The sequence below is a fragment of the Rhizobium sp. 18065 genome (assembly GCF_902706095.1).
Classification (GTDB): Bacteria; Pseudomonadota; Alphaproteobacteria; order Rhizobiales; family Rhizobiaceae; genus Allorhizobium.
The window spans coordinates 411026-430884 of record NZ_CACSJP010000001.1 but is presented as its reverse complement, the minus strand read 5'-3'; the positions used below and the strand labels follow the sequence as shown (position 1 = coordinate 430884).

Below are 19859 nucleotides of genomic sequence, written 5' to 3'. Positions count from 1 at the left end.
CGCGACTTTGAGCAATTGCTCAGCCGAGCGACGAAACCCCACCATTGCGGCCCGACCAGTCGAGCGGCGCGTCGAGAAAAGCCTCGACTTCCGACAGGGTTTTCTCGTCGAAAAGCATCTGCTCGCGGGCGACGGCCAGAACGTTGCGCCATGTGGCGATGTAGTGGAGCTTGACCTTGCCGTCTTCGAAGCGCTGCTCTGCTTCCGGGAAAATGCCGTAGAAGAACAGTGCAATGCCGTGGTCGACGATACCGCCGGCCGCGCGCACAGCCTCGATGAACTTGAACATGCTGCCGCCGGCTGTCGTCAGGTCTTCGATGACGAGCACGCGTGATCCTTCCGGCATGTTGCCCTCGATCTGGGCATTGCGACCGTGGCCCTTGGGCGCCTTGCGCACGTAGATCATCGGCAGGCCGAGGCGATCGGCAAGCAGGGCGGCGAAGGGAATGCCGGCCGTCTCGCCACCGGCGATGCAGTCGAATTGCTCGAAGCCGGCATTGCGCATCAGGGTGGCTGCGGCAAAATCCATCACTGCGGAGCGGACGCGCGGATAGGACAGGAGCTTGCGGCAATCGATATAGACGGGGCTGCGCATGCCCGACGACAGCTTGTAGGGCTCGGCCGCATTGAAGTGCACCGCCTTGATTTCCCAAAGCATCTTCGCGACGAGTTCAGCCATGACGGCAGGATCGGTGAATGTGGTCTGGGTCATCCGGCGCTCCTTGATATGCGGTTCATGCGCCCATAGCAGGAAGCGGACGGCGAGACCAGATGCTTGCCTTGTCTGCGTTCCGCAAAGCGATCGATGCCCTTGCGTTGATGGAACAATACGGCCTCGGTCGGGTTAAACAGCCGCAGGCCTTTTGGGTGCGGCACCCGTCCAATTCGGTGGGGCTTGTCGCGATCAAAAATGCCGCCGACATTGTTTCGAGGCCGTTGTTCGAGACCTTCAAAACCCAGGAGACAAAGACCCAATGAACGCCACACTCGCCATCCAGCCGATTATCGCATTGATCGCAGGCGTCCTGATCCTCGTCATGCCACGACTGCTCAACTATGTCGTGGCGATCTATCTGATCCTTGTCGGCATCACCGGGCTTTGGCCGCAGCTCGTCACTCTTTGATGGATGATCCCCGCCATCCGAGGGATGGCGGGGAGTGCTTTTTAAAGAAGATAGGCAACATTACTTGCCGCCGGGGGCAAGCTCAGCCTTCTCGCACAGGGTAATGCGGTTGCTGAACGGGTCGGTCAGGTGCAGTTCTCGACCCCAGGGCGCATCCTGAAGTCCAGGCTTGAGAAAACGATAGTCGCGCGCGGTGATCTCTCGATGGATCGCCACGACGTCGGTTACCCAGACGAAGATCCGGGCACCCGGACTGGCGTCACCGGAATGTTCGCTCAGATGCAGGATGAGCGCGCCGCGAGACACCTGAAAATAGAGCGGAAAGTTTTCGCCGAACCGATGCTCCCAATCGACAGTCATGCCGAGATAGTCGCAATAGAACTCCCGTGCCTTGGTCACGTCGAAAATGCGGAAGATCGGGATGGGTGGTGCAATCAGGGGGGCAGACAGGGGTATTGCGGCCGGCGCCAGCGTCTCGGCGGCGGCCAGCTTTGCCGCCAGAATGTTCCAGTCGTCAAAGCCGAACTGCTCGGCCACGAGTTCCAGCGCTTCACTGTGGGAGATTGTCAGGCCGCGTTCCGTCAAACGCTGACGGAGCGATTTGGCCATGATCTTGGCATCGCGAAAATCGCGCATGTTTCATCCTCTGCAAGAGACGAATGGAGCTATCAGCGCCCGCATTGCTGACCCATTCGTCATCTGGCAACCCGGATTGGGCGGATGAGACCGGATAGGATGCATTCACCATGGCATTTCCGCTGCGGGCGGCAGGCTGCATCCGGCCTGACCGCAGGCTAGCCTGGCGTCGCGCGACTGACAAGCGACGCGGGAGTGGATTGTGCCTCAGGCGACGTCCCAATGCAGCGGGAACATGGGGTCGAACACGGTTACCGTGCCGGCGCCTGTCTCGATCTTTGCCGGGAAATCGACCGGCTCGTCGCGACGAACGAGCGTTATCGTCTCGTCATTGGCAGGCAGACCATACCAGGCCGGACCGTTGAGCGAGGCGAAGGCTTCCAGCCTGTCGAGCGCATTGTCCTGCTCGAAGACATGGGCCAGGCAACTCATCGTGTTGATCGACGTGTAGATGCCGGCGCAGCCGCAGCCGCATTCCTTAAGCGGATCGATGTGCGGGGCGGAATCCGTGCCGAGGAAGAAGCGGCGGTCGCCGGAGGTTGCCGCTGCGCGCAGGGCTAGGCGGTGGCTCTCGCGCTTGGCGACCGGCAGGCAATAATAGTGCGGGCGGATGCCGCCGACCAGGATGGCATTGCGATTGATGATCAGATGATGGGTGGTGATCGAGCCTGCAAGGTTGCTTTCGGCCGACTTGATATAGTCGATGCCGTCGGAGGTCGTCACATGCTCCATCGTCACCTTGAGCTCCGGCAGGCGCTTGCGCAGAGGATCCAGCACCGTGTCGATGAAGACTTTTTCGCGGTCGAAGATATCCACGTCCGGCGTGGTGACTTCACCATGGACGCAAAGCGGCAGGCCGATCTTTGCCATGCGCTCGAGCGCCGGCATCGCCTTTTCGAAATCGCGCACGCCGCCATGGGAATTGGTCGTGGCACCGGCAGGATAAAGCTTCACGGCCGTGATCAAGCCGCTTGCCTTGCCCTCTTCCAGATCATCCGGGCTGGTGCCTTCGGTGAGGTAAAGGGTCATCAGCGGCTCGAACGTGTCGCCATCCGGGATCGCGTTGACGATGCGCTCGCGATAGGCGCGGGCATCCGCCGTGGTGACGACCGGCGGCACGAGATTCGGCATGATGATGGCGCGGGCGAAATGACGGCTGGTATCGCCGATCACGCCTTCCATCATGGCGCCGTCGCGCAGATGCAGGTGCCAATCATCAGGGCGGCGAATAGTCAGTGAGCGCATGAACGTGCCTCCGGCATCGATAACGTGGACGAGCAGAACTTGCCGCCCTTAGCACGTTCGAAGGCACGATCAAAGGTTCTCAGGCAACCCGGTGGTCGCCGGATGCGATGCTGACACGTTCGGCTTCCTCGGCCTGCTCGCGCCTGTCCTGCTCCATGATCGCCTGGATGCGCGGCAGTGCCCGTTCGAAGGCGGCAACACAATCCGGATCGAACTGGGTGCCAGCGCGTCCGAGAATATGCTCGGCAGTGCGCTCGAAGCTCCAGGCCGGCTTGTAAGGACGCTCGGTCGTCAGCGCGTCGAAATTGTCGGCGATGCAGACGATGCGGCCCGAAATCGGGATGGCAGAACCGGTGATCCGATTCGGATAACCCTGGCCGTCCCAACGTTCATGGTGGCTGGCTGCAATTTCCGAGGCCAGCTGCAGAAGCGAGGAATGCGCCTGGCCGAGAATGTCGCTGCCGATCTGGGCATGCGCCTGCATCTGGCGATATTCCGACTCGGTCAACCGTCCCTGCTTCAACAGCACCGTATCGGGCATCGCGACCTTGCCGATGTCATGCATCGGGGCCGCCAGGCGGATGTCGTGGCAGACCTGCGGCGGAAGACCGAGCTCGACAGCGATCGCTTCGGAATAGGCGGCAACGCGCAGGGTGTGGCGGGCCGTATCGGGGTCCTTATAACCGGCTGCGAGCGTCAGGCGATGGATGATCTCCTGCTCGCGCTCGCGCAACTCTCCAACGGCACGCTCGACCTCGCGGCGCAACCATTCGGCCTGATCGGCGAGCTGTCGGCGGGCGCGGGCCAGGCTGACGATGTTCTGCACACGGGCGTTGAACTCGACTGGATTGACCGGCTTGGTGAGAAAATCGATCGCGCCGGCATTGAGTGCCGCCATACGCGTGGTCATGTCCTTGTCGCCGGTGATGAAGATGACCGGGACCTGGGCATATTTTTCGAACCGAACAATCTCGGTATAGAGCTCGACACCATTGTAGACCGGCATCTGGTAGTCGATGATAGCAATGTCGAAATCCAGTTCCGGCAGGGCCGACAGGACGGCATCGGGGCTGGAATAGGTCAAAGCCTCGCAACTATCGAGCTTGCCGACAAGCTTCGTCAGAAGCTTCAGATTAGTACTGTTGTCGTCTACCAACAAAATACGCATGAACGCCTCCGTGCCTCTCAGGCTACCAATTTATATTTAAGGGCGAGGATTTCTTCGCCCAGCAATTCGACTTGTGCAGGCGATGGCGGATGACCCCGCAGGGCATTCGCCTTCACCGCGATTTCATTCAGCCCGACATTGACCGCCGCGCCCTTGATCGTGTGCAGAACACGGTCGATCTTTTCCGGATCCGGCTTCTGCACAGCCTGGTTGAGATCAACCATGAGGGACGTCGCGTCGTCGAAGAACGACTCGACCAGTTCCTGGAAAACTTCCTCGCCGAGCGCGTCCACCAGTTCGGCATGGCGCGCCTCATCAAGGCCCTCGATGCCGAGGCCCGGCAGAGCCGGAAGCGGCATGACGTCGCTCAGGTCCGGCTGCGGAAGGCCTGGGACTTCTTCGCTGATGTCGGCCGCGGCCGAAAGCGTGGTTTCGTCGACTGGGTTTGTTGCGTCGGCAATCATCTTGCGCAATCTTTCCAGGGTTACCGGTTTGGATTCGAAGCCGGACATGCCGGCATCCAGGCAGCGACGACGGTCGTCATCCGAAGCATTGGCGGTCATTGCGATGATCGGCGTTTCGGCAGACGGACCGCGTTCGGCAATGATCCGGCGCGTCGCCTCGATGCCGTCCATCACCGGCATCTGCATGTCCATCAGCACGAGGTCGAACTTCTGCTGGCGGGCAATGACCACGGCTTCCGTGCCGTCATTGGCAATTTCCACATCCTGGCCGAGCCTTGCAAGAAAGCGCGTGGCGACGATCTGATTGACCCGATTGTCTTCCACCAGCAGGATTTTCAGCCGTGGCAGATCCTCTTCGCTGTCGCGCGCGGCCGTCAGTTTCTTGATGTCTTCGCGGCTGACCGGGACGACCGCCAATTCGAACCAGAAAATGCTGCCGACGCCGACGGTGCTGCTCATGCCGAGTTCACCGCCCAGCTTTTCGACAATCTGCTTGCAGATGGTCAGACCAAGTCCGGTGCCGCCGTAACGACGGCTGATCGAGGCATCGACCTGCGAGAAGGGCTTGAACAGCTTGTCGAGGCCGGCCTCATCGATGCCGATACCGGTGTCTTCGACCTCGAAGCGGATCATCAGCTTGCCCTCGCGATAAAACTCGCGCAGGCGCAGCGTGACCGTGCCGTCATGGGTAAACTTCGCCGCATTGGACAGGAGGTTGAGCAGGACCTGGCGCAAACGGGTCGGATCGGTCCTGACGAACAGGCTATTCAGCGATTCCGGCAGGTCGAGGATGACTGTGTTCTTGTGATCTTCGGCACGGCCACGGATGATGCTGACGGTGCTTTCGGCGAGACCACAGACATCGAATGCCCGCTGCTCAAGCTCAAGCTTGCCATGCTCGATCTTGGAGAAGTCGAGGATCTCGTTGATCACCTCGAGCAGCGCTTCGCCGGAAGAGCGAATGGTCTTGACGCTATAGAGCGTGTCTTCGGGCAGTTCAGACAGCTCCAGCAATTCCGACATGCCGAGGATGGCATTGAGGGGAGTGCGGATTTCATGGCCCATGGTCGCCATGAACTGCGACTTCGCCCGGTTTCCGGCATCGGCCGCTTCATAGGCCTCCGACAACTGGCTCGCCATGACCTCCAGATCGCGGCTGGTTTCGCGGACCGATCTCAGCTGGCGGTTGAGCGTGACAACAAGGAAGACGACGGACGCCATCAGCAGCCCGAGCATCACGAAGGAAGTCCGCTCCAGGCCGAGGATCAGGTTGCGGCTATCGGCACGCTCATGGCTGAGGCGGGCATTGGTGTGGATCAACAGATCTTGCGACGTCAGAGCCAGAGAGGCCAGAGCCGTATCGAGCTCATCAAGCTCTGCAGCGGTGGGCAAGCGCCCGGCAGCATAGCGATCGAACAACGGCTGCAGGGCACGGACGGCAGAAGCCATGCCGTCAATCAGGCCGCGGATCTGCTGATCGTCGGCAAAATAACTGCCGAACTTGGCCTCCTCGACGACATCCACGCGCGAATACAAAATGTCATAGCGCAGGGCGAGTTCTTCCTGGAGCTTTTCGGTGGCAGGCTGACGGCGAAGTTCGGCCAGACTGACGTCCAGCGTCCTGACCTCGCGGTCCAGTTGATAAACCGACCACAAGGCGTTTTCACGCACCCCGTCTTCCATGATCCGGTATTGGCGGGCGATATCGACAAACAGCAGAACCAGGACAAAGAGGAGCACAGCGCACAGGATCTGCAGGATCAGGGCAACGCTGCCCTCCCCCGCTGTCTGCCTGACTGTTGCCCGCTGGTCCATCACTTGGAGACCTCGATTTCCTTGATCTGCCAGACCGAACGCGAAAAGTATTTTTCGTTGTACAGGCCCGGATCAAGGTCAAAAGGATAGACCAGCATCACTGGACCCTTTTCACGCACCGACATGCGCTGTCCATCCTGATGGGTCGCAAGGATGGTAGCGATATCCGCGTCGACCATCGGAATCTCTGCAGAATAATCATTCAGGGCGCGCACGGTGAGTGTTTTCCCGGACGCACCGGCTTCCCGGAGCACTGCACGCAGAAGCGGCCCCTCGAACGTCACCTTGCCTGTCGTCCACGGGGTTTCCACGATCGCCTGGCGGCTCTCGAGCTTTTCCAGCATCGCGATATCGAAAGCAGCGGTATCGCCGACATTGGTGTTGGCTACAGCGCCTTTGACGGTCAAGACGACCAGGCCGGTGGGCGCTTCCAGCGCGAATGCGGAAACACCCGACATGGCTGCAGCCAGCAATGCGATCAGAATGCGCTTCATGGCTCTTTCCTCAGGCCCGAACTCGGCTCACGCCGATTTCGAGAGTTCTGTATTGGCGCCAAGATGGTCGGCAAGGAGCTGGCGGAAAGCCACGGCTTCCACGGGCTTGGTCAGGAAGTCCGTCACACCGCTGGCCTCGGCGCTTTCGCGCAGGCGCGGCTCGGTATCGGCCGTCACCATGATCACGGGCACATCGGCATAACGATCCATCAGGCGAACTGCCTTGACGAACTGCAGACCGGAGAGACCCGGCAGCATGTGATCGACGATCAGCATGGAAAAGGCATGGCTGTGGCAGAGGGCCAGGGCGGATGCGCCATCCGGTTCGACGCGGATTTCCTCGTCGGTCACCTTCTTCGCCAGATGCTTGAGGATCATCGCATTGGTCGGGTTGTCTTCAACGATCAGAATTGTCATTTCACACTCCCCTTTCCGACACCGATCCAAAGCGAGCCATCCCGTTGGCTGTTACCGCCACGACATGGGTGTCAGCGTTAATCTTTCATGGAGGAGTTGTATCAAGAGGAGGCTGAAATTCGCTGAAGCAAATAGATACAATTTTAGCGACTGGCGATTTAATTAGAACTTAAGGATTTACAAACATGCAAACCCATCAAGCCTTTGTAATATCTAGAAAATATCCAGCTTCAGATCTGCCAGGCGGCTTCGCTGCAACACCAGCCGACCATTGGGAAGATCGTTTCCGCCGACCTTCGCGGCGATTTCGTCGGGCGTCATGCCGAAACTTTGCCAGCGCTCGACCAGCCGCCGCTCCAATTCGTTAACGGGTGGCGACACCATGACGGTGAAATCGAACAGCGGCGCGAGCAGGCTCCAAGGCTTGTCATCCAGCAGGAGATAGTTGCCCTCAGCCAGGATGATGCGGTCTTCCGTCGAAATACAGCGGGCGGCGGCAATGGCCAGTTCCCGGCTGCGGTCAAAGACCGGAACGAGAACCTCGCCGCCGGCGCGCACCGCACGCAGGATATCGCCAAGGCCGCGGACATCGAAGGTTTCGGGCGCACCTTTCCGCGGCAGCAGGCCACGTTCTTCCAGAATGCCGTTGTCGAGGTGAAAGCCGTCCATCGGCAGGATGGTTGCAGCGTGACCGCGGGCAAGAAGCGTTTCGTTGAGGCGGTCCGCGAGCGTCGATTTTCCGGCACCGGGCGGGCCGGCAATGGCGACGATGAAACGGGCGCTGGACTGCGCCCGCTTCTCGATTTCAGCAACCAGGGTTTCCAGTTGCAGGCTCATGCAGCAAGGCCTGTCTCCGGGGCCTCGCGAGCACCGGTCATGAAGGCAACCGCATCCGACATGGTGTAGTCCTTCGGATTGATCACACACAGGCGCTTGCCGAGACGATGGACATGAATGCGGTCAGCCACTTCGAACACATGCGGCATATTGTGCGAAATCAGGACGATCGGCATGCCACGCGAGCGCACATCGAGGATCAGTTCCAGAACTTTGCGGCTCTCCTTGACACCCAACGCAGCCGTCGGTTCATCGAGAATGATGACCTTGGAGCCGAAGGCAGCCGCGCGCGCAACGGCAACGCCCTGGCGCTGGCCACCCGAAAGGGTCTCCACCGCCTGGTTGATATTCTGGATCGTCATCAGGCCGAGCTCCGACAGCTTGTCGCGGGCGATCTTTTCCATCGCGGCGCGGTCGAGCGAACGGAAGACCGAACCCAGGATGCCCGGTTTGCGGATCTCGCGACCGAGAAACATGTTGTCGGCAATCGAAAGTGCGGGCGACAAGGCGAGGTTCTGGTAGACCGTCTCGATGCCGGCCTTGCGGGCCTCGATCGGCGACCGGAACTGCACCGGCACTCCATCGAGACGGATTTCTCCATCATCGGGGATGACCGCACCGGATATCGCCTTGATCAGCGAGGATTTGCCGGCACCGTTGTCGCCGATAACGGCAAGGATTTCGCCCGGATAGAGGTCGAAATCGGCATTGTCGAGCGCGGTGACGCGACCATAACGCTTCACAAGTCCGCGGGCGGTGAGAATGGGTTCCGGGGTCATCAGCCTGCTACCTTTCTGATCCACTGGTCGATTGCAACGGCGGAGATAATCAGGACGCCGATCAGGAGATAGGTCCATTGCGGGTCGGTGCCGATCAGGCGCAAACCGAGTTGGAAGACGCCGACGATCAATGCGCCGAACAGCATTCCGAGGATGGATCCACGCCCGCCGAACAGCGAGATACCGCCGATCACCACGGCTGTGATGGATTCGATATTGGCGAACTGACCCGCCGTCGGCGAGACCGAGCCGATGCGGCCGATCAGGGCCCAGCCGGCGAGCGCGCAAATCAGGCCGGACAAGGTGTAGACCGAAATCAGCATCCGCTTGACATTCACGCCCGCAAGTTCTGCCGCTTCCGGATCGTCGCCGACCGCGTAGACATGGCGTCCCCAGGCTGTGTAATTGAGGACATACCAGAGCAGGGCGACGAGCAGCACCATGGCTATGACGCCGTAGGTTAGAACTGCGCCGCCCATGCGGACGTTCTCGCCGAAGAATTTCAGGATCGGCGCATTGGCCTCGATATCCTGGGCACGGATCGTCTCATTGGCCGAGTACAGGAAATTGGTCGCCAGCACGATCTGCCACATGCCGAGCGTGACGATGAAGGGCGGCAGCTTCATGCGTGCCACAAGTACGCCATTGATGAAGCCGCAGGCGGCACCGACAGCAAAACCGCAGAGCACGGCAAGCGAAGGTGGAAGACCGTAGCGGAAGGCGAACTGGCCCATGACCACCGAGGACAGGACCATGATCGCGCCGACCGAGAGATCGATGCCGGCAGTCAGGATGACCAGCGTCTGGGCAGCGCCGACAATGCCGACGATCGCGACCTGCTGCAGGATCAGCGTCAGGGTGAAGGCGGAGAAGAACTTGCCGCCGAGAATGGTGCCAAAGGCCGCAAGCGACAGGACCAGAACGATCAAGGCAACGGCCGCAGGGCTGGAATGCAGGAAGTGCTGGAAATGCTCCAGAACGCTTCGCTCCTCGCGCTCGAAAGAGGCGATCTGGGTCGAACTCTGGGTCAGGACCTTTTCGAAGTCCTGCGCAGTCCGTGTTTCGGGATTGGCCGGCTGCATGGGTATCCTCCCTGCCGTTGTGGAATTCTCTCTACACGAAGGACACGCCCGGCCTATTGCCAGCTAGTTGGGCCGCCGCCTGGGTGGGGGCTCAGTGTGGGCCGGGCGCTTCGCACCTTGCCTGACGGGATTTCTCCCGCCAGGGCTTGGCTGTCAGACTAGGCTAAGAATCAACCCCAGCACTTGTCCAGACCGGCCTTGGTGTCGATCGACTCGACGCCGGCAGCCGGCTTGTCGGTGACGAGCGCCACGCCGGTGTCGAAGAAGTTCTTGCCTTCGGTGGCCGCCGGCTTTTCACCGCTATCGGCAAACTTCTTGATCGCTTCGATGCCGAGCGATGCCATCAGCAGCGGATACTGCTGCGATGTGGCACCGATGACGCCTTCGGCAACGTTCTTGACGCCCGGGCAACCACCATCGACGGAGACGATCAGAACGTCGCCTTCCTTGCCGACGGCCTTCAGCGCTTCATAGGCGCCGGCGGCTGCCGGTTCGTTGATGGTGTGCACGACGTTGATGGACGGATCCTTCTGCAGAAGGTTTTCCATGGCGGTGCGGCCGCCTTCTTCATTGCCGTTGGTGATGTCGTGGCCAACGATGCGCGGATCGGTTTCGTCACCGATCTTGTTGATGTCGACGACATCGATGCCGAAGCCCTTCATGAAGCCCTGGTTGCGCAGGACGTCGACCGACGGCTGGGACGGGGTCAGGTTGAGGAAGGCGATACGCGCATCCTTGGCAGCGTCGCCGAGGGTTGCTGCCGCCCACTTGCCGATCAGTTCGCCGGCGAGAAGATTGTCAGTTGCAAAGGTCATGTCGGCCGAATCGATCGGCTCCAGCGGCGTGTCGAGTGCGATGACGAGCAGGCCGGCGTCGCGTGCCTTCTGGACGGCCGGAACGATGCCCTTGGTGTCCGATGCGGTCAGCAGAATACCCTTGGCGCCGTCAGCGATGCAGGTTTCGATGGCAGCGACCTGGCTTTCCGAGTCACCATCGACCTTGCCGGCATAGGCCTTCAAGGTGACGCCGAGTTCGGTCGCCTTTGCTGTCGCGCCTTCCTTCATCTTGACGAAAAAGGGGTTGGTGTCGGTCTTGGTGATCAGGCATGCCGATACATCTGCGGCCTGTACCGGCACGGCGAAGACAACGCCGAGAGCCAGGGTCGACAGGGCAGCGGTAAGCAGTGATTTCTTCATAATTTCCTCCCGAAAGTGTTCAGCCAGCTCCTCTGGCCGTCGCATGTCGGCCGGGCCGATCAAAACCAGCCCGGTTCGGCGCCACCCGGCACCGCTCCTCCACGCCGCTATTTAGAACATCAGAACATTTTCGCTGTCAATAAATAAATCCAATTGAATTATTAAATCGCTGTGACATTCTGCTAAGGCTCCCTTACGACGGAGCGGTCGGGAGGAGCGACCTCAAGTGTCACAGAATGATCAAGCACAGCTGGCGGAACAAACGCCCAGGGTCAGTGCCGGCGGCGGCTCGAACCAGGTGCGCGTGCGCGCCTATAACGAGCGGCTGGTGCTTTCGCTGGTCCGGCAGAACCGGGGCTATTCGAAGGCGGACATCGCCCGGATGACCGGATTGTCTGCGCAGACTGTGTCGGTGATCATGCGCTCGCTGGAAAACGACAAACTGCTTCTGCGCGGCGAACCGGTGCGTGGCCGCGTGGGGCAACCCTCCATCCCGATGTATCTCAATCCGGAAGCGGTCTTTTCCTTCGGGGTGAAGATCGGCAGACGCAGCGCGGACCTGGTGCTGATGGATTTCGTCGGGCAGATCCGGATGCAGACGCACCGGACCTATCGCTATCCGCATCCCGACCATCTCCTGCCCTTCATTTGCGAAGGCATTGCAGAGATGGAAGCGCAGATGAGCGAAGAGCACCAGGCGCGCATTGCCGGCATCGGCATCGCAGCACCCTTCGAGCTGTGGAACTGGGCGGAAGAGGTTGGCGCACCGGATGGTGCAATGGAGATCTGGCGCACGGTCGACCTGCAGGCCGAGGTGGCGAGCCGGATGAGCCACCCGGTCTATCTGCGCAACGACGCGACCAGTGCCTGCGGGGCGGAGCTTGTGTTCGGTGCCGGCTCCCAGCACCCGGACTTCGTCTACTTCTACATCGGTTCCTTCATCGGCGGCGGCATCGTGGTCAATTCCTCGCTGTTTGTCGGGCGAACCGGAACAGCCGGCGCAATCGGCCCCCTGCCTGTACGCGACAAGCATGGACAAACGCGGCAGTTGCTCGACATCGCCTCGATATTCGTGCTGGAAAACCTGCTGCGCGAGCGCGGGATCGATCCGCAGCCGCTCTGGTATGCGGCCGAAGAGTGGATCGATTTCGGCGAACCGCTGGAAATCTGGATCCAGGATACGGCCTCAGCCCTTGCGCAGGCCGTCATCGCCGCCGTCTCGATCATCGACTTTTCCGCCGCCATCATCGACGGTGGCTTCCCCGACTGGGTGCGCAGCCGACTGGTGACGGCGACCGTCGAAGCGGTCAATCGCCTCGACCTGCAGGGCGTCGTCATTCCGGAGATCATCGAAGGCGCCGTCGGCGCCCAGGCGCGCGCCATCGGCGGTGCCAGCCTGCCGATCTTCGCCCGCTACCTCATCGACCAAACCGTATTGTTCAAGGAAATAGAAAATGCTGAAGGGAATTGATCCGCTTCTGAGTCCCGAACTCCTGGCGACACTGCGCGCCATGGGCCATGGCGACGAGATTGCCATTGTCGACGGCAACTATCCGGCACTGGAACATGCGCGCCGGCTGGTGCGGCTCGACGGCCATCGGCTCGTCCCGGTTCTGAATGCGGTTCTGAGCGTCATGCCGATCGACGATTTCGTGCCGGAAGCCATTTTCCGCTCGACCGTCGGGGGCAAGCCGGCGCAGGTCGACCCGGTGCATCAGGAAATCATCGACTGCTGCGCCCGCCACGAACCCACGGTCGCCGTCACATCCCTGCTTGGAAGCGACTTCTACGACCGCGTGAAGGCGGCTCACACCATCATCCAGACCGGCGAGCCGCGGCTTTATGCCAATGTCATTCTGCGCAAGGGCGTGATCTATCCCTGATCGATGCCCGAGGCTTACCCCTCGAGCGCCCGGGAGATGCGCTTCGACAGTTCGACCGGGTTCTTCAGTACGATTGCACGGCTGGTGCGCTCGACAAGCTGTTCGCGCGCAAGCCGCGACATTTCCCGCGACACGGTTTCGCGGCTGGCGCCGATATGCTCCGCCAGTTCGGCGTGGACCAGCGGCGGCGAGATGATGCGCTCACGCCCGCCGTCAGCGCGAAGGCGCGACAGTCGCAGAAGCGTGTTGTAGAGGCGATGCTTGGTATCGAGGAACGACAGTTCCGACAGGCGCTCGTTCATCGCGCGGACGCGCTTCGACAGCAGCTGCAGCAGCGACAGGGCAACATCCGGGCGCTGCCTCAGGATGTCATGGAACACCGCATAAGGGATGACCGTCACAAGCGCCTCGCTGACGGCCATCAGGCTTGCCGAACGGCTCAGGTTGTCGATAGCCGCCAGTTCGCCGAGAATATCGCCGCGCTTGAAGGTGCCGAGGATTGCTTCCTTGCCCACTGAAAAGCGAAGAACCGCCCGGACTTCGCCCGTCTGGACGATGAAGACATCCTTTGACGCATCTTCAAAATCGACGAGGCTTTCGCCGGCACAGAGAGCACGCGTATGACAGCGGGACAGCCAATCCCTGTCCTCTTCAAGAGTTAATCCGGAAAACACCGCGCTTCCCCGAAGTGTCGAAGGCATCGCCGGAAACGGCAGCAGGCTTGATCCTATCGCAATTAGTTCTTTCATTTAGAAATTACTTGCCAATCTGAGATTTACACATATGAATCCTACATATTCGGTGGCATCGGCAGATAGCAAGATGGGGAAAAACAAGACCCTTACGATTGGCCTACCAACTTGCATTGCAGTTTAACGAAATCTGCAATGCCATGGTGATCTGCCTCTCTCCTGCCGGATCCCTGCCTCAGCCGATCGAACCGGATGACGGTCCCCAGACGTCGGTCAGCGCAAAGCCATGCTCGAACGGATCGAACGGATCGAGCGCAACCTGATGCAGGCCAAAGGTGAAGCCGCGGCCGCTGATCGTCGGGATGACCGCCGGGCGGCCAGCTACTTCGGTGACGCCGGAAAGGCCAACTTCGAACTCCGAGCCGATGATCGAGCGCGACAGCATGACATCGCCCACCTTGGCACGGCCGCGGGCATACAACGTTGCCAGGTTGGCCGAATTGCCGGTGCCGCAGGGCGAACGATCCACCCGGCCCGGCCACATGGTCGTGCAGGTGCGCACGGCGCCATCGGGATCGACATCTCGGAACATGACATAGGCGACGCCGGAAATGGCCGGGATCTCCGGATGCACAACAGGGATGTGCCGATTGATTTCCTGCTTCAGGATCATGCCTGCCTCGACCAGCGCACGGGCATTGGCCTTTTCGATGGTGAGGCCGACCTGGCCGACATCGACCAGTGCGTAGAAGATGCCGCCATAGCTCAGATCAAAGGTGATCCGGCCCCAATGCTCCGTCTCCAGCGCGACGTCGAGTTCGTGGACAAAAGAGGGGACCATGGTGAGCTTGACGCGCTCGCAGCGGCCGTCACGGCATGTGGCCGTGGCCTTGACGAGGCCGGCTGCCGTTTCCAGCATGACAATGGTTTCCGGCTCCTGCATCTCGACGATGCCAGCCTCCAGCAGTGCCGTGGTGACGCAGATCGAGTTCGAACCGGAACTGGCATGCGCCTGGTCCGGCTGCAAGATGACAAAGGCGGCATCGGCGGCAGGATTTTTCGGAGGCAGGAGCAAATTGACCGAGCCGATCGGCGCACCGCGCGGCTCCAGCACCAGCATCCGGCGCAACTCCTCACCCTTGGGATCGGTATTCAGCCAGGCCAACTGGTCAGCCACGGTGTCACCCGGGATCTTCGGCACGCCACCGATCGCGACCTTACCGATCTCGCCCTCGGCGTGAACGTCGAGCAGCTGTATCGTCCGCTTCCATCTCATCTGCAATTTCCCCGTATCGAAGCGGCATAGCCCAAGCCCGCCGCACGCTGCCGAATGTATTGGCAGCCCAAACCGTCACGCTTTGCAGTCGTCAAGCCTTTCACGCCTTCAGGCGCGGCGAGTCTCGCACTGCAACGTTCCCACTATCTGATATATTAGATGGGGAGATCAGACCATGACAATTTTTGACCTATCAACGGGGCCAGGATCGATGGCGAGAAGCATCAAAAAACGCCTGGGCAAGCGGTGTTGACCATGGGTTGAGCGCAGCTCGACTGGCGTCAAATGCCGCCGGGAAGGCAGCCATCGGATCAAATCTCGACACACGCTCAAGCATCTTTTCCGGTTGGAAAAGACGAATTGCAACGTTTTTATTTTGAAGGAAATTGTAGCTCTATCAATCTGATAGAGAGTGGCGCACCCGAAGAGATTCGAACTCCTGACCCCCAGATTCGTAGTCTGGTGCTCTATCCAGCTGAGCTACGGGTGCATGCCTCACCGACTGTTCGTCGGCGTGTGGCGATCCTCTAAAGCGGACTGCGGAGGATTGCAAGCGCCTTTGCGAAAAAAGAGTCATTTTGCCGTCACGAAAGGAAAACGTCGGCTTCAGGCGCGGGCGCGCCAATCGTTCAGGGACACTGGCCTGTCAGGGATCTCGACGCGAAACAGTGTTCCCGGACCCGGTTTCTCCACCAGTGCGATTGTTCCGCCATGGGCAATTACCAGCTCGCGGGCAATGGCAAGGCCGAGCCCTGTCCCACCCGACCGCGCCGAGCCGCGAAAGGCGGCAAAGAGGTTCTCGCGCGCCTTTCTCGGCATACCCGGCCCCGTGTCGTCGACGGTGATGGACACCACGGCCCCCATGCGCTGGGCAGAGACAGTGATTCGGCGGGGATAGTCCGGATCTTCCGGAACATAGGTTGCAAGCGCCTGGAATGCATTGCGGCAGATATTGTGGATGACGCGGAACAGTTGCTCGCTGTCGGCATCGACCTCGATATCGGGTGCGATGGCTTCGACGAACTCGATGCCACTGTCTGGTCCGATGTTGAGAAGATCACGAACCTCCTGACACAGGTCGGCGAGGCGGAAGAGGCGCCGGCGCGGATCGGCCTCCGATGTCTGGCCATAGGACAGAACTTCGTTGGTGTAGCCAACGGCGCGATCAATGGTGCGCAGAAGCTTCGGTGCGAAACTCTTGACCAGCGGGTCCTCGACATCGACCAGACGGTCGGACATCAGCTGGGCCGACGCCAGGATATTGCGCATGTCGTGATTGATCTTCGATACGGCGAGCCCCAGATCGGCGAGGTTCTTCTGCTGTTTCAGGGTCTTTTGCAGCTGGCCCTGCATGCGGGCAAGGTGGCGGCCGGCAACCGCGATCTCATCATTGCCGTCGCCGGCAAACCAGACGCGCGTCGGATCCTCCGGATTTTCGGCGAAAGACTGCATGTTGCTGGTCAGACGGCGGACCGGCACGATCATCATGCGATTGATTGCCAGATACATAAGAATCGCGGTGATCACCGAAATGAACAGCGAGACGATCAGGATGTTGTGCGCATAGGCGAGCATCGCCTTGCGCAGCGCCTTTTCCTCCATCACCAGCTCGATGACCATGTCGCTTTCGCCGACCGGACCGTAGACACGCAGCAACCGATCGCCGCCGAGCAGCAGCGTATAGAAGGCATCGCGAATCGACTGCAGTTCGCCGTAATTGGCAAGATCGAACTGTGCGTCGACTTCCTTGGGCATTTCGGTCACGGCCAACAGCCGCGACGTCCCGTCCTTGCGCAGGACGATCGCCTTGGTGCCCGTGGTCATCAGCGTGTCGTCCTGAACCTGCCGTGGCAATTCAAGCGGCTGGAGGCCATCAATGACCACGCCGGCGGCAGCCGCCGTATTCAACCTGTCCTGCAGCCATCGCAGCCGCATGGTGGCGACGGAGGGGGCAAAAATCAGGATTTCCGCAAGCATGACGAAGGCGATGGTGAGCCAGAGCAGCTTGCCCGACAGACCTCGAATGCGGCGCGGCATGGGATAGACCTCGCCAAGGTCGGACTGCGTTTCGCTGTCCTGCCGATCAAGCATCCCAATCATCTCCTGTCGCACGCCAGTTCAGCGCCGTCGGGCTTACCCGCCCTGATCTAGGCCATTTTAGTGCAACGCGAAAGACTTGGCCATGAACAAAGGCCATAGAGATTTCCGCGGCAGATCCTTTGCGTTGCTGATTTCCGGCCTCACCGCGCGCCCGATTGACTCTCCGGCCCTTCGACACTATAAGCCGCGCACGTTCGGAAACCCGCCCCGGCGGCGGTTAGCCGTGCGATAGCACCAACGCTTTTGCAGAAATGCAAAATCCAAGAAGGGCCGCACACCGCGGTATTAAATAAATGAAGCGTACTTACCAGCCTTCCAAGCTTGTTCGCAAGCGCCGCCACGGTTTCCGTGCGCGTATGGCCACCACAGGCGGCCGCAAAGTTCTGAACGCTCGCCGCGGTCGCGGTCGCGCCAAGCTGTCGGCCTAACGGCCGGATGCCCGACGAGATGACGGGCTCATGACAGACACAGAACAGAAGAACACTGTCGGGCGGCTGAAAAGCCGCCCCCAGTTCCTCGCCGTCAGAAACGGCGAGAAGCGCAAGGGTCGCCTGATCCTTCTCGAGGTTCTCGACCGAAAAGACAGCGCACCGGCCCGGGTCGGCTTCACCGTTACCAAGAAACATGGCAATGCAGTCGAACGCAATCGCATGCGCCGCAGGCTAAAAGAGGCCGTGCGACTGAATGCAGCGTTTGCAATGCGGCCGGGACACGACTATGTCATTGTCGCCCGGCGCGAGGTGCTGAACGCACCGTTTGATCAGCTCGCAGAGCAACTGACCCATCGCGTAGCCAACAGCCAGACGACTAACCTACGGTCTCAGAAGGCCGGTTCCAGGAAAGAATGATGCAAAACAACCGCAATTATTTTGTCGCGATTGCCTTATCCGTAGTGATCGTGCTTGCCTGGCAGTTCTTCTACATGAACCCCCGGATCGAGGCGCAGCGCCAGGCCGAGGAAGTGCGTATTGCCGCTGAGCAAAGCCAGGCCGCAACACAATCGCCAGCGACGACGACGGCTGCCGGCTCGGTCAACGGCGCCCTGCCCGCAGGTGCTGCCCCGGTCTCGCCAGAAGCCAGCCGGGAAGCCGCGATTGCCAAGTCCGCACGCGTTGCCATCGATACGCAGGACCTGATCGGCTCGATCAACCTGACCGGCGCCCGCCTCGACGACCTGCGCCTGAAGCAGTATCACGAGACCGTCGACAACAGCAGCCCGATCGTCACGCTGCTCAGCCCGGCTGAGACGGCAGACGCCTATTTTGCCGAACTCGGCTATATCGCCGGTGAAAATGCCGGCAGCGCACCTGGACCGACCACCGTCTGGACCGCGCCTGAAGGTGCGAAGCTGACCCAGGCGACGCCGGTCACGCTTACCTATACCAACGAAGCCGGCCTGACCTTCACCCGGACGATCTCGGTCGATGAACATTACATGTTCACGATCGAAGACACCGTTGCCAATGCGGGTACGACGGCCGCGAGCGTGGCGCCCTATGGCCGCCTGACCCGTTACAACAAGCCGACCACGCCTTCGGTCTTCGTTCTGCATGAGGGCTTCCTCGGCGTTCTTGGCGCTGACGGCAGCCTCTCGGAGCACAAGTACAAAGATATCGAAGAGGAAGCCGTCACCAATGCAAAGGCGACCGGCGGCTGGCTCGGCATCACCGACAAGTACTGGGCGTCTTCGCTGATCCCGGCGCAGTCCATCCCTTATGAATCGCGTTTCTCGCACTTCACCGACGGTCAGCCGCGCTTCCAGGCCGATTACAAGGGCGATGCAGTCAGCGTGCCGCCGGGCCAGAGCACGACCGTCAAGCAGATGGTCTTTGCCGGCGCCAAGCAGGTCCCGGTCATCGAAAGCTACGAGCAGAACCTCAACATTCCGAAGTTCAACCTGCTGATCGACTGGGGATGGTTCTACTTCATCACCAAGCCGATGTTCAAACTGATGGACTTCTTCTACCGTCATGTCGGCAATTTCGGCGTGGCCATCCTGCTGACGACCATCGTCGTCAAGCTGCTGTTCTTCCCGCTGGCCAACAAGCAGTATGCGTCGATGGCCAATATGAAGCGCGTGCAGCCCAAGCTCGAAGAGCTCAAGGTCAAGCATGCCGATGACAAGATGGCGCTGCAGCAGGCGATGATGCAGCTCTACAAGACCGAGAAGATCAACCCGGTTGCGGGCTGCTGGCCCGTGCTGCTGCAAATCCCGGTCTTCTTCGCGCTCTACAAGGTCATCTACGTCACGATCGAGATGCGCCATGCACCGTTCTTCGGCTGGATCCAGGATCTGTCCGCGCCGGACCCGACGAGCTTCGTCAACCTGTTCGGCCTGCTGCCTTTCGAGGCACCGACCTTCCTGCATCTCGGTGTCTGGCCGATCATCATGGGCGTGACCATGTGGGCACAGATGCGGATGAACCCGACGCCTCCGGATCCGACCCAGGCGATGCTGTTCAACTGGATGCCGCTGATCTTCACCTTCATGCTCGGCAGCTTCCCGGCCGGTCTGGTGATCTACTGGGCATGGAACAACACGCTTTCGGTCCTGCAGCAGTCGATCATCATGAAGCGCCACGGCGTCGAGATCGAATTGTTCAAGACCGTCCGGAATGTGTTTCGGCGAAAGCCTGCCGAAACCAAATAAT

General features: G+C 60.4%; 21 protein-coding genes and 1 tRNA gene. 7 read left to right on the top strand and 15 right to left on the bottom strand.

The genetic code is table 11. The features are described from left to right. Positions 1-19: 19 nt before the first annotated feature. Positions 20-712 (bottom strand): orotate phosphoribosyltransferase, encoded by a 693-nt coding sequence (locus tag GVK95_RS02105; RefSeq protein WP_159946207.1) that lies wholly within the window; start codon positions 710-712, stop codon positions 20-22. A 59-nt stretch (positions 713-771) separates the two neighbouring features. On the opposite strand from GVK95_RS02105, the gene GVK95_RS02100 reads away from it, so the two are divergent. Both GVK95_RS02100 and GVK95_RS02095 read left to right on the top strand, forming a co-directional pair. Beyond that, entirely contained in the window at positions 772-978 is a 207-nt protein-coding gene (locus tag GVK95_RS02100) for a hypothetical protein (protein ID WP_159946206.1), read from the top strand. Beyond that, positions 975-1124 (top strand): DUF3096 domain-containing protein, encoded by a 150-nt coding sequence (locus tag GVK95_RS02095; protein WP_159946205.1) that lies wholly within the window; start codon positions 975-977, stop codon positions 1122-1124. Before GVK95_RS02100 ends, GVK95_RS02095 begins: the two co-directional genes overlap by 4 nt. Before the next feature lie 60 nt (positions 1125-1184). Here GVK95_RS02095 and GVK95_RS02090 read toward each other — a convergent pair whose 3' ends face one another. From GVK95_RS02090 to GVK95_RS02045, 10 genes are all read right to left on the bottom strand, one after another. Beyond that, positions 1185-1760, bottom strand: coding sequence for a glyoxalase superfamily protein (locus GVK95_RS02090; protein ID WP_159946204.1), 576 nt, complete (start codon positions 1758-1760; stop codon positions 1185-1187). A gap of 207 nt (positions 1761-1967) precedes the next feature. Further along, a complete protein-coding gene (gene pyrC / locus GVK95_RS02085) occupies positions 1968-3005 on the bottom strand; it encodes a dihydroorotase (protein WP_159946203.1) in 1038 nt (345 codons plus the stop codon). A gap of 79 nt (positions 3006-3084) precedes the next feature. Beyond that, positions 3085-4173, bottom strand: coding sequence for an HD domain-containing phosphohydrolase (locus GVK95_RS02080; RefSeq protein WP_159946202.1), 1089 nt, complete (start codon positions 4171-4173; stop codon positions 3085-3087). Between the two features lie 17 nt (positions 4174-4190). Then, positions 4191-6452 carry an ATP-binding protein gene (locus GVK95_RS02075; RefSeq protein ID WP_159946201.1) on the bottom strand — a complete coding sequence of 754 codons (2262 nt, stop codon included), beginning with the start codon at positions 6450-6452 and terminating at the stop codon, positions 4191-4193. Next, a complete protein-coding gene (locus GVK95_RS02070) occupies positions 6452-6946 on the bottom strand; it encodes a molybdopterin-dependent oxidoreductase (protein ID WP_159946200.1) in 495 nt (164 codons plus the stop codon). The genes GVK95_RS02075 and GVK95_RS02070 overlap by 1 nt, the downstream gene beginning before the upstream one ends. A 27-nt stretch (positions 6947-6973) precedes the next feature. Further along, complete coding sequence (locus GVK95_RS02065) at positions 6974-7363, bottom strand: response regulator (protein ID WP_159946199.1); 390 nt, start codon at positions 7361-7363, stop codon at positions 6974-6976. A 213-nt stretch (positions 7364-7576) separates the two neighbouring features. Next, complete coding sequence (locus GVK95_RS02060) at positions 7577-8200, bottom strand: nucleoside triphosphate hydrolase (RefSeq protein WP_159946198.1); 624 nt, start codon at positions 8198-8200, stop codon at positions 7577-7579. Further along, entirely contained in the window at positions 8197-8979 is a 783-nt protein-coding gene (locus GVK95_RS02055; RefSeq protein WP_159946197.1) for an ATP-binding cassette domain-containing protein, read from the bottom strand. The genes GVK95_RS02060 and GVK95_RS02055 overlap by 4 nt, the downstream gene beginning before the upstream one ends. After that, positions 8979-10061 (bottom strand): ABC transporter permease, encoded by a 1083-nt coding sequence (locus GVK95_RS02050; RefSeq protein ID WP_159946196.1) that lies wholly within the window; start codon positions 10059-10061, stop codon positions 8979-8981. Before GVK95_RS02050 ends, GVK95_RS02055 begins: the two co-directional genes overlap by 1 nt. 170 nt (positions 10062-10231) lie before the next feature. After that, positions 10232-11257: a sugar ABC transporter substrate-binding protein gene (locus GVK95_RS02045; RefSeq protein WP_159946195.1), complete on the bottom strand. Its 1026-nt coding sequence runs from the start codon at positions 11255-11257 to the stop codon at positions 10232-10234. A gap of 226 nt (positions 11258-11483) precedes the next feature. Between GVK95_RS02045 and GVK95_RS02040 the strand changes: the two genes are divergently transcribed. Then, a complete protein-coding gene (locus tag GVK95_RS02040) occupies positions 11484-12728 on the top strand; it encodes an ROK family transcriptional regulator (RefSeq protein ID WP_159946194.1) in 1245 nt (414 codons plus the stop codon). Next, a complete protein-coding gene (locus GVK95_RS02035; protein ID WP_159946193.1) occupies positions 12712-13140 on the top strand; it encodes an RbsD/FucU domain-containing protein in 429 nt (142 codons plus the stop codon). Before GVK95_RS02040 ends, GVK95_RS02035 begins: the two co-directional genes overlap by 17 nt. Positions 13141-13154: 14 nt before the next feature. Here the strand turns inward: GVK95_RS02035 and GVK95_RS02030 are convergent, their stop codons facing one another. The 4 genes from GVK95_RS02030 to GVK95_RS02015 all read right to left on the bottom strand — a co-directional run bounded on the left by GVK95_RS02030 (position 13155) and on the right by GVK95_RS02015 (position 17145). Then, the gene (locus GVK95_RS02030) at positions 13155-13889 is read right to left on the bottom strand and encodes a Crp/Fnr family transcriptional regulator (RefSeq protein WP_159946192.1); all 735 of its coding nucleotides are present in this window, start codon (positions 13887-13889) and stop codon (positions 13155-13157) included. Between the two features lie 178 nt (positions 13890-14067). Then, entirely contained in the window at positions 14068-15108 is a 1041-nt protein-coding gene (locus tag GVK95_RS02025; RefSeq protein ID WP_159946191.1) for a 4-hydroxyproline epimerase, read from the bottom strand. Positions 15109-15521: 413 nt separating this feature from the next. After that, positions 15522-15598: transfer RNA gene (locus GVK95_RS02020), tRNA-Arg, on the bottom strand. 116 nt (positions 15599-15714) lie between these two features. Next, positions 15715-17145: a HAMP domain-containing sensor histidine kinase gene (locus GVK95_RS02015; protein WP_244618655.1), complete on the bottom strand. Its 1431-nt coding sequence runs from the start codon at positions 17143-17145 to the stop codon at positions 15715-15717. Positions 17146-17501: 356 nt separating this feature from the next. Here GVK95_RS02015 and rpmH point away from each other — a divergent pair, with 356 nt between their 5' ends. Genes rpmH through yidC form a run of 3 tightly spaced genes read left to right on the top strand, consistent with a single transcriptional unit; the run spans position 17502 to position 19858 of the window. Then, positions 17502-17636 carry a 50S ribosomal protein L34 gene (rpmH, locus tag GVK95_RS02010; RefSeq protein WP_037075269.1) on the top strand — a complete coding sequence of 45 codons (135 nt, stop codon included), beginning with the start codon at positions 17502-17504 and terminating at the stop codon, positions 17634-17636. Between the two features lie 30 nt (positions 17637-17666). After that, positions 17667-18056 (top strand): ribonuclease P protein component, encoded by a 390-nt coding sequence (rnpA, locus tag GVK95_RS02005; protein ID WP_159946189.1) that lies wholly within the window; start codon positions 17667-17669, stop codon positions 18054-18056. Continuing rightward, a complete protein-coding gene (gene yidC, locus GVK95_RS02000) occupies positions 18053-19858 on the top strand; it encodes a membrane protein insertase YidC (protein WP_200844188.1) in 1806 nt (601 codons plus the stop codon). The genes rnpA and yidC overlap by 4 nt, the downstream gene beginning before the upstream one ends. Position 19859 lies beyond the last annotated feature (1 nt).

Bases quoted from the DNA above. Each gene is read 5' to 3' on its own strand.
- GVK95_RS02105 (WP_159946207.1), bottom strand. From the start codon at position 712: ATGACCCAGACCACATTCACCGATCCTGCCGTCATGGCTGAACTCGTC.
- GVK95_RS02100 (WP_159946206.1), top strand. From the start codon at position 772: ATGCTTGCCTTGTCTGCGTTCCGCAAAGCGATCGATGCCCTTGCGTTG.
- GVK95_RS02095 (WP_159946205.1), top strand. From the start codon at position 975: ATGAACGCCACACTCGCCATCCAGCCGATTATCGCATTGATCGCAGGC.
- GVK95_RS02090 (WP_159946204.1), bottom strand. From the start codon at position 1,760: ATGCGCGATTTTCGCGATGCCAAGATCATGGCCAAATCGCTCCGTCAG.
- pyrC (WP_159946203.1), bottom strand. From the start codon at position 3,005: ATGCGCTCACTGACTATTCGCCGCCCTGATGATTGGCACCTGCATCTG.
- GVK95_RS02080 (WP_159946202.1), bottom strand. From the start codon at position 4,173: ATGCGTATTTTGTTGGTAGACGACAACAGTACTAATCTGAAGCTTCTG.
- GVK95_RS02075 (WP_159946201.1), bottom strand. From the start codon at position 6,452: ATGGACCAGCGGGCAACAGTCAGGCAGACAGCGGGGGAGGGCAGCGTT.
- GVK95_RS02070 (WP_159946200.1), bottom strand. From the start codon at position 6,946: ATGAAGCGCATTCTGATCGCATTGCTGGCTGCAGCCATGTCGGGTGTT.
- GVK95_RS02065 (WP_159946199.1), bottom strand. From the start codon at position 7,363: ATGACAATTCTGATCGTTGAAGACAACCCGACCAATGCGATGATCCTC.
- GVK95_RS02060 (WP_159946198.1), bottom strand. From the start codon at position 8,200: ATGAGCCTGCAACTGGAAACCCTGGTTGCTGAAATCGAGAAGCGGGCG.
- GVK95_RS02055 (WP_159946197.1), bottom strand. From the start codon at position 8,979: ATGACCCCGGAACCCATTCTCACCGCCCGCGGACTTGTGAAGCGTTAT.
- GVK95_RS02050 (WP_159946196.1), bottom strand. From the start codon at position 10,061: ATGCAGCCGGCCAATCCCGAAACACGGACTGCGCAGGACTTCGAAAAG.
- GVK95_RS02045 (WP_159946195.1), bottom strand. From the start codon at position 11,257: ATGAAGAAATCACTGCTTACCGCTGCCCTGTCGACCCTGGCTCTCGGC.
- GVK95_RS02035 (WP_159946193.1), top strand. From the start codon at position 12,712: ATGCTGAAGGGAATTGATCCGCTTCTGAGTCCCGAACTCCTGGCGACA.
- GVK95_RS02030 (WP_159946192.1), bottom strand. From the start codon at position 13,889: ATGAAAGAACTAATTGCGATAGGATCAAGCCTGCTGCCGTTTCCGGCG.
- GVK95_RS02025 (WP_159946191.1), bottom strand. From the start codon at position 15,108: ATGAGATGGAAGCGGACGATACAGCTGCTCGACGTTCACGCCGAGGGC.
- GVK95_RS02015 (WP_244618655.1), bottom strand. From the start codon at position 17,145: ATGCCGCGCCGCATTCGAGGTCTGTCGGGCAAGCTGCTCTGGCTCACC.
- rpmH (WP_037075269.1), top strand. From the start codon at position 17,502: ATGAAGCGTACTTACCAGCCTTCCAAGCTTGTTCGCAAGCGCCGCCAC.
- rnpA (WP_159946189.1), top strand. From the start codon at position 17,667: ATGACAGACACAGAACAGAAGAACACTGTCGGGCGGCTGAAAAGCCGC.
- yidC (WP_200844188.1), top strand. From the start codon at position 18,053: ATGATGCAAAACAACCGCAATTATTTTGTCGCGATTGCCTTATCCGTA.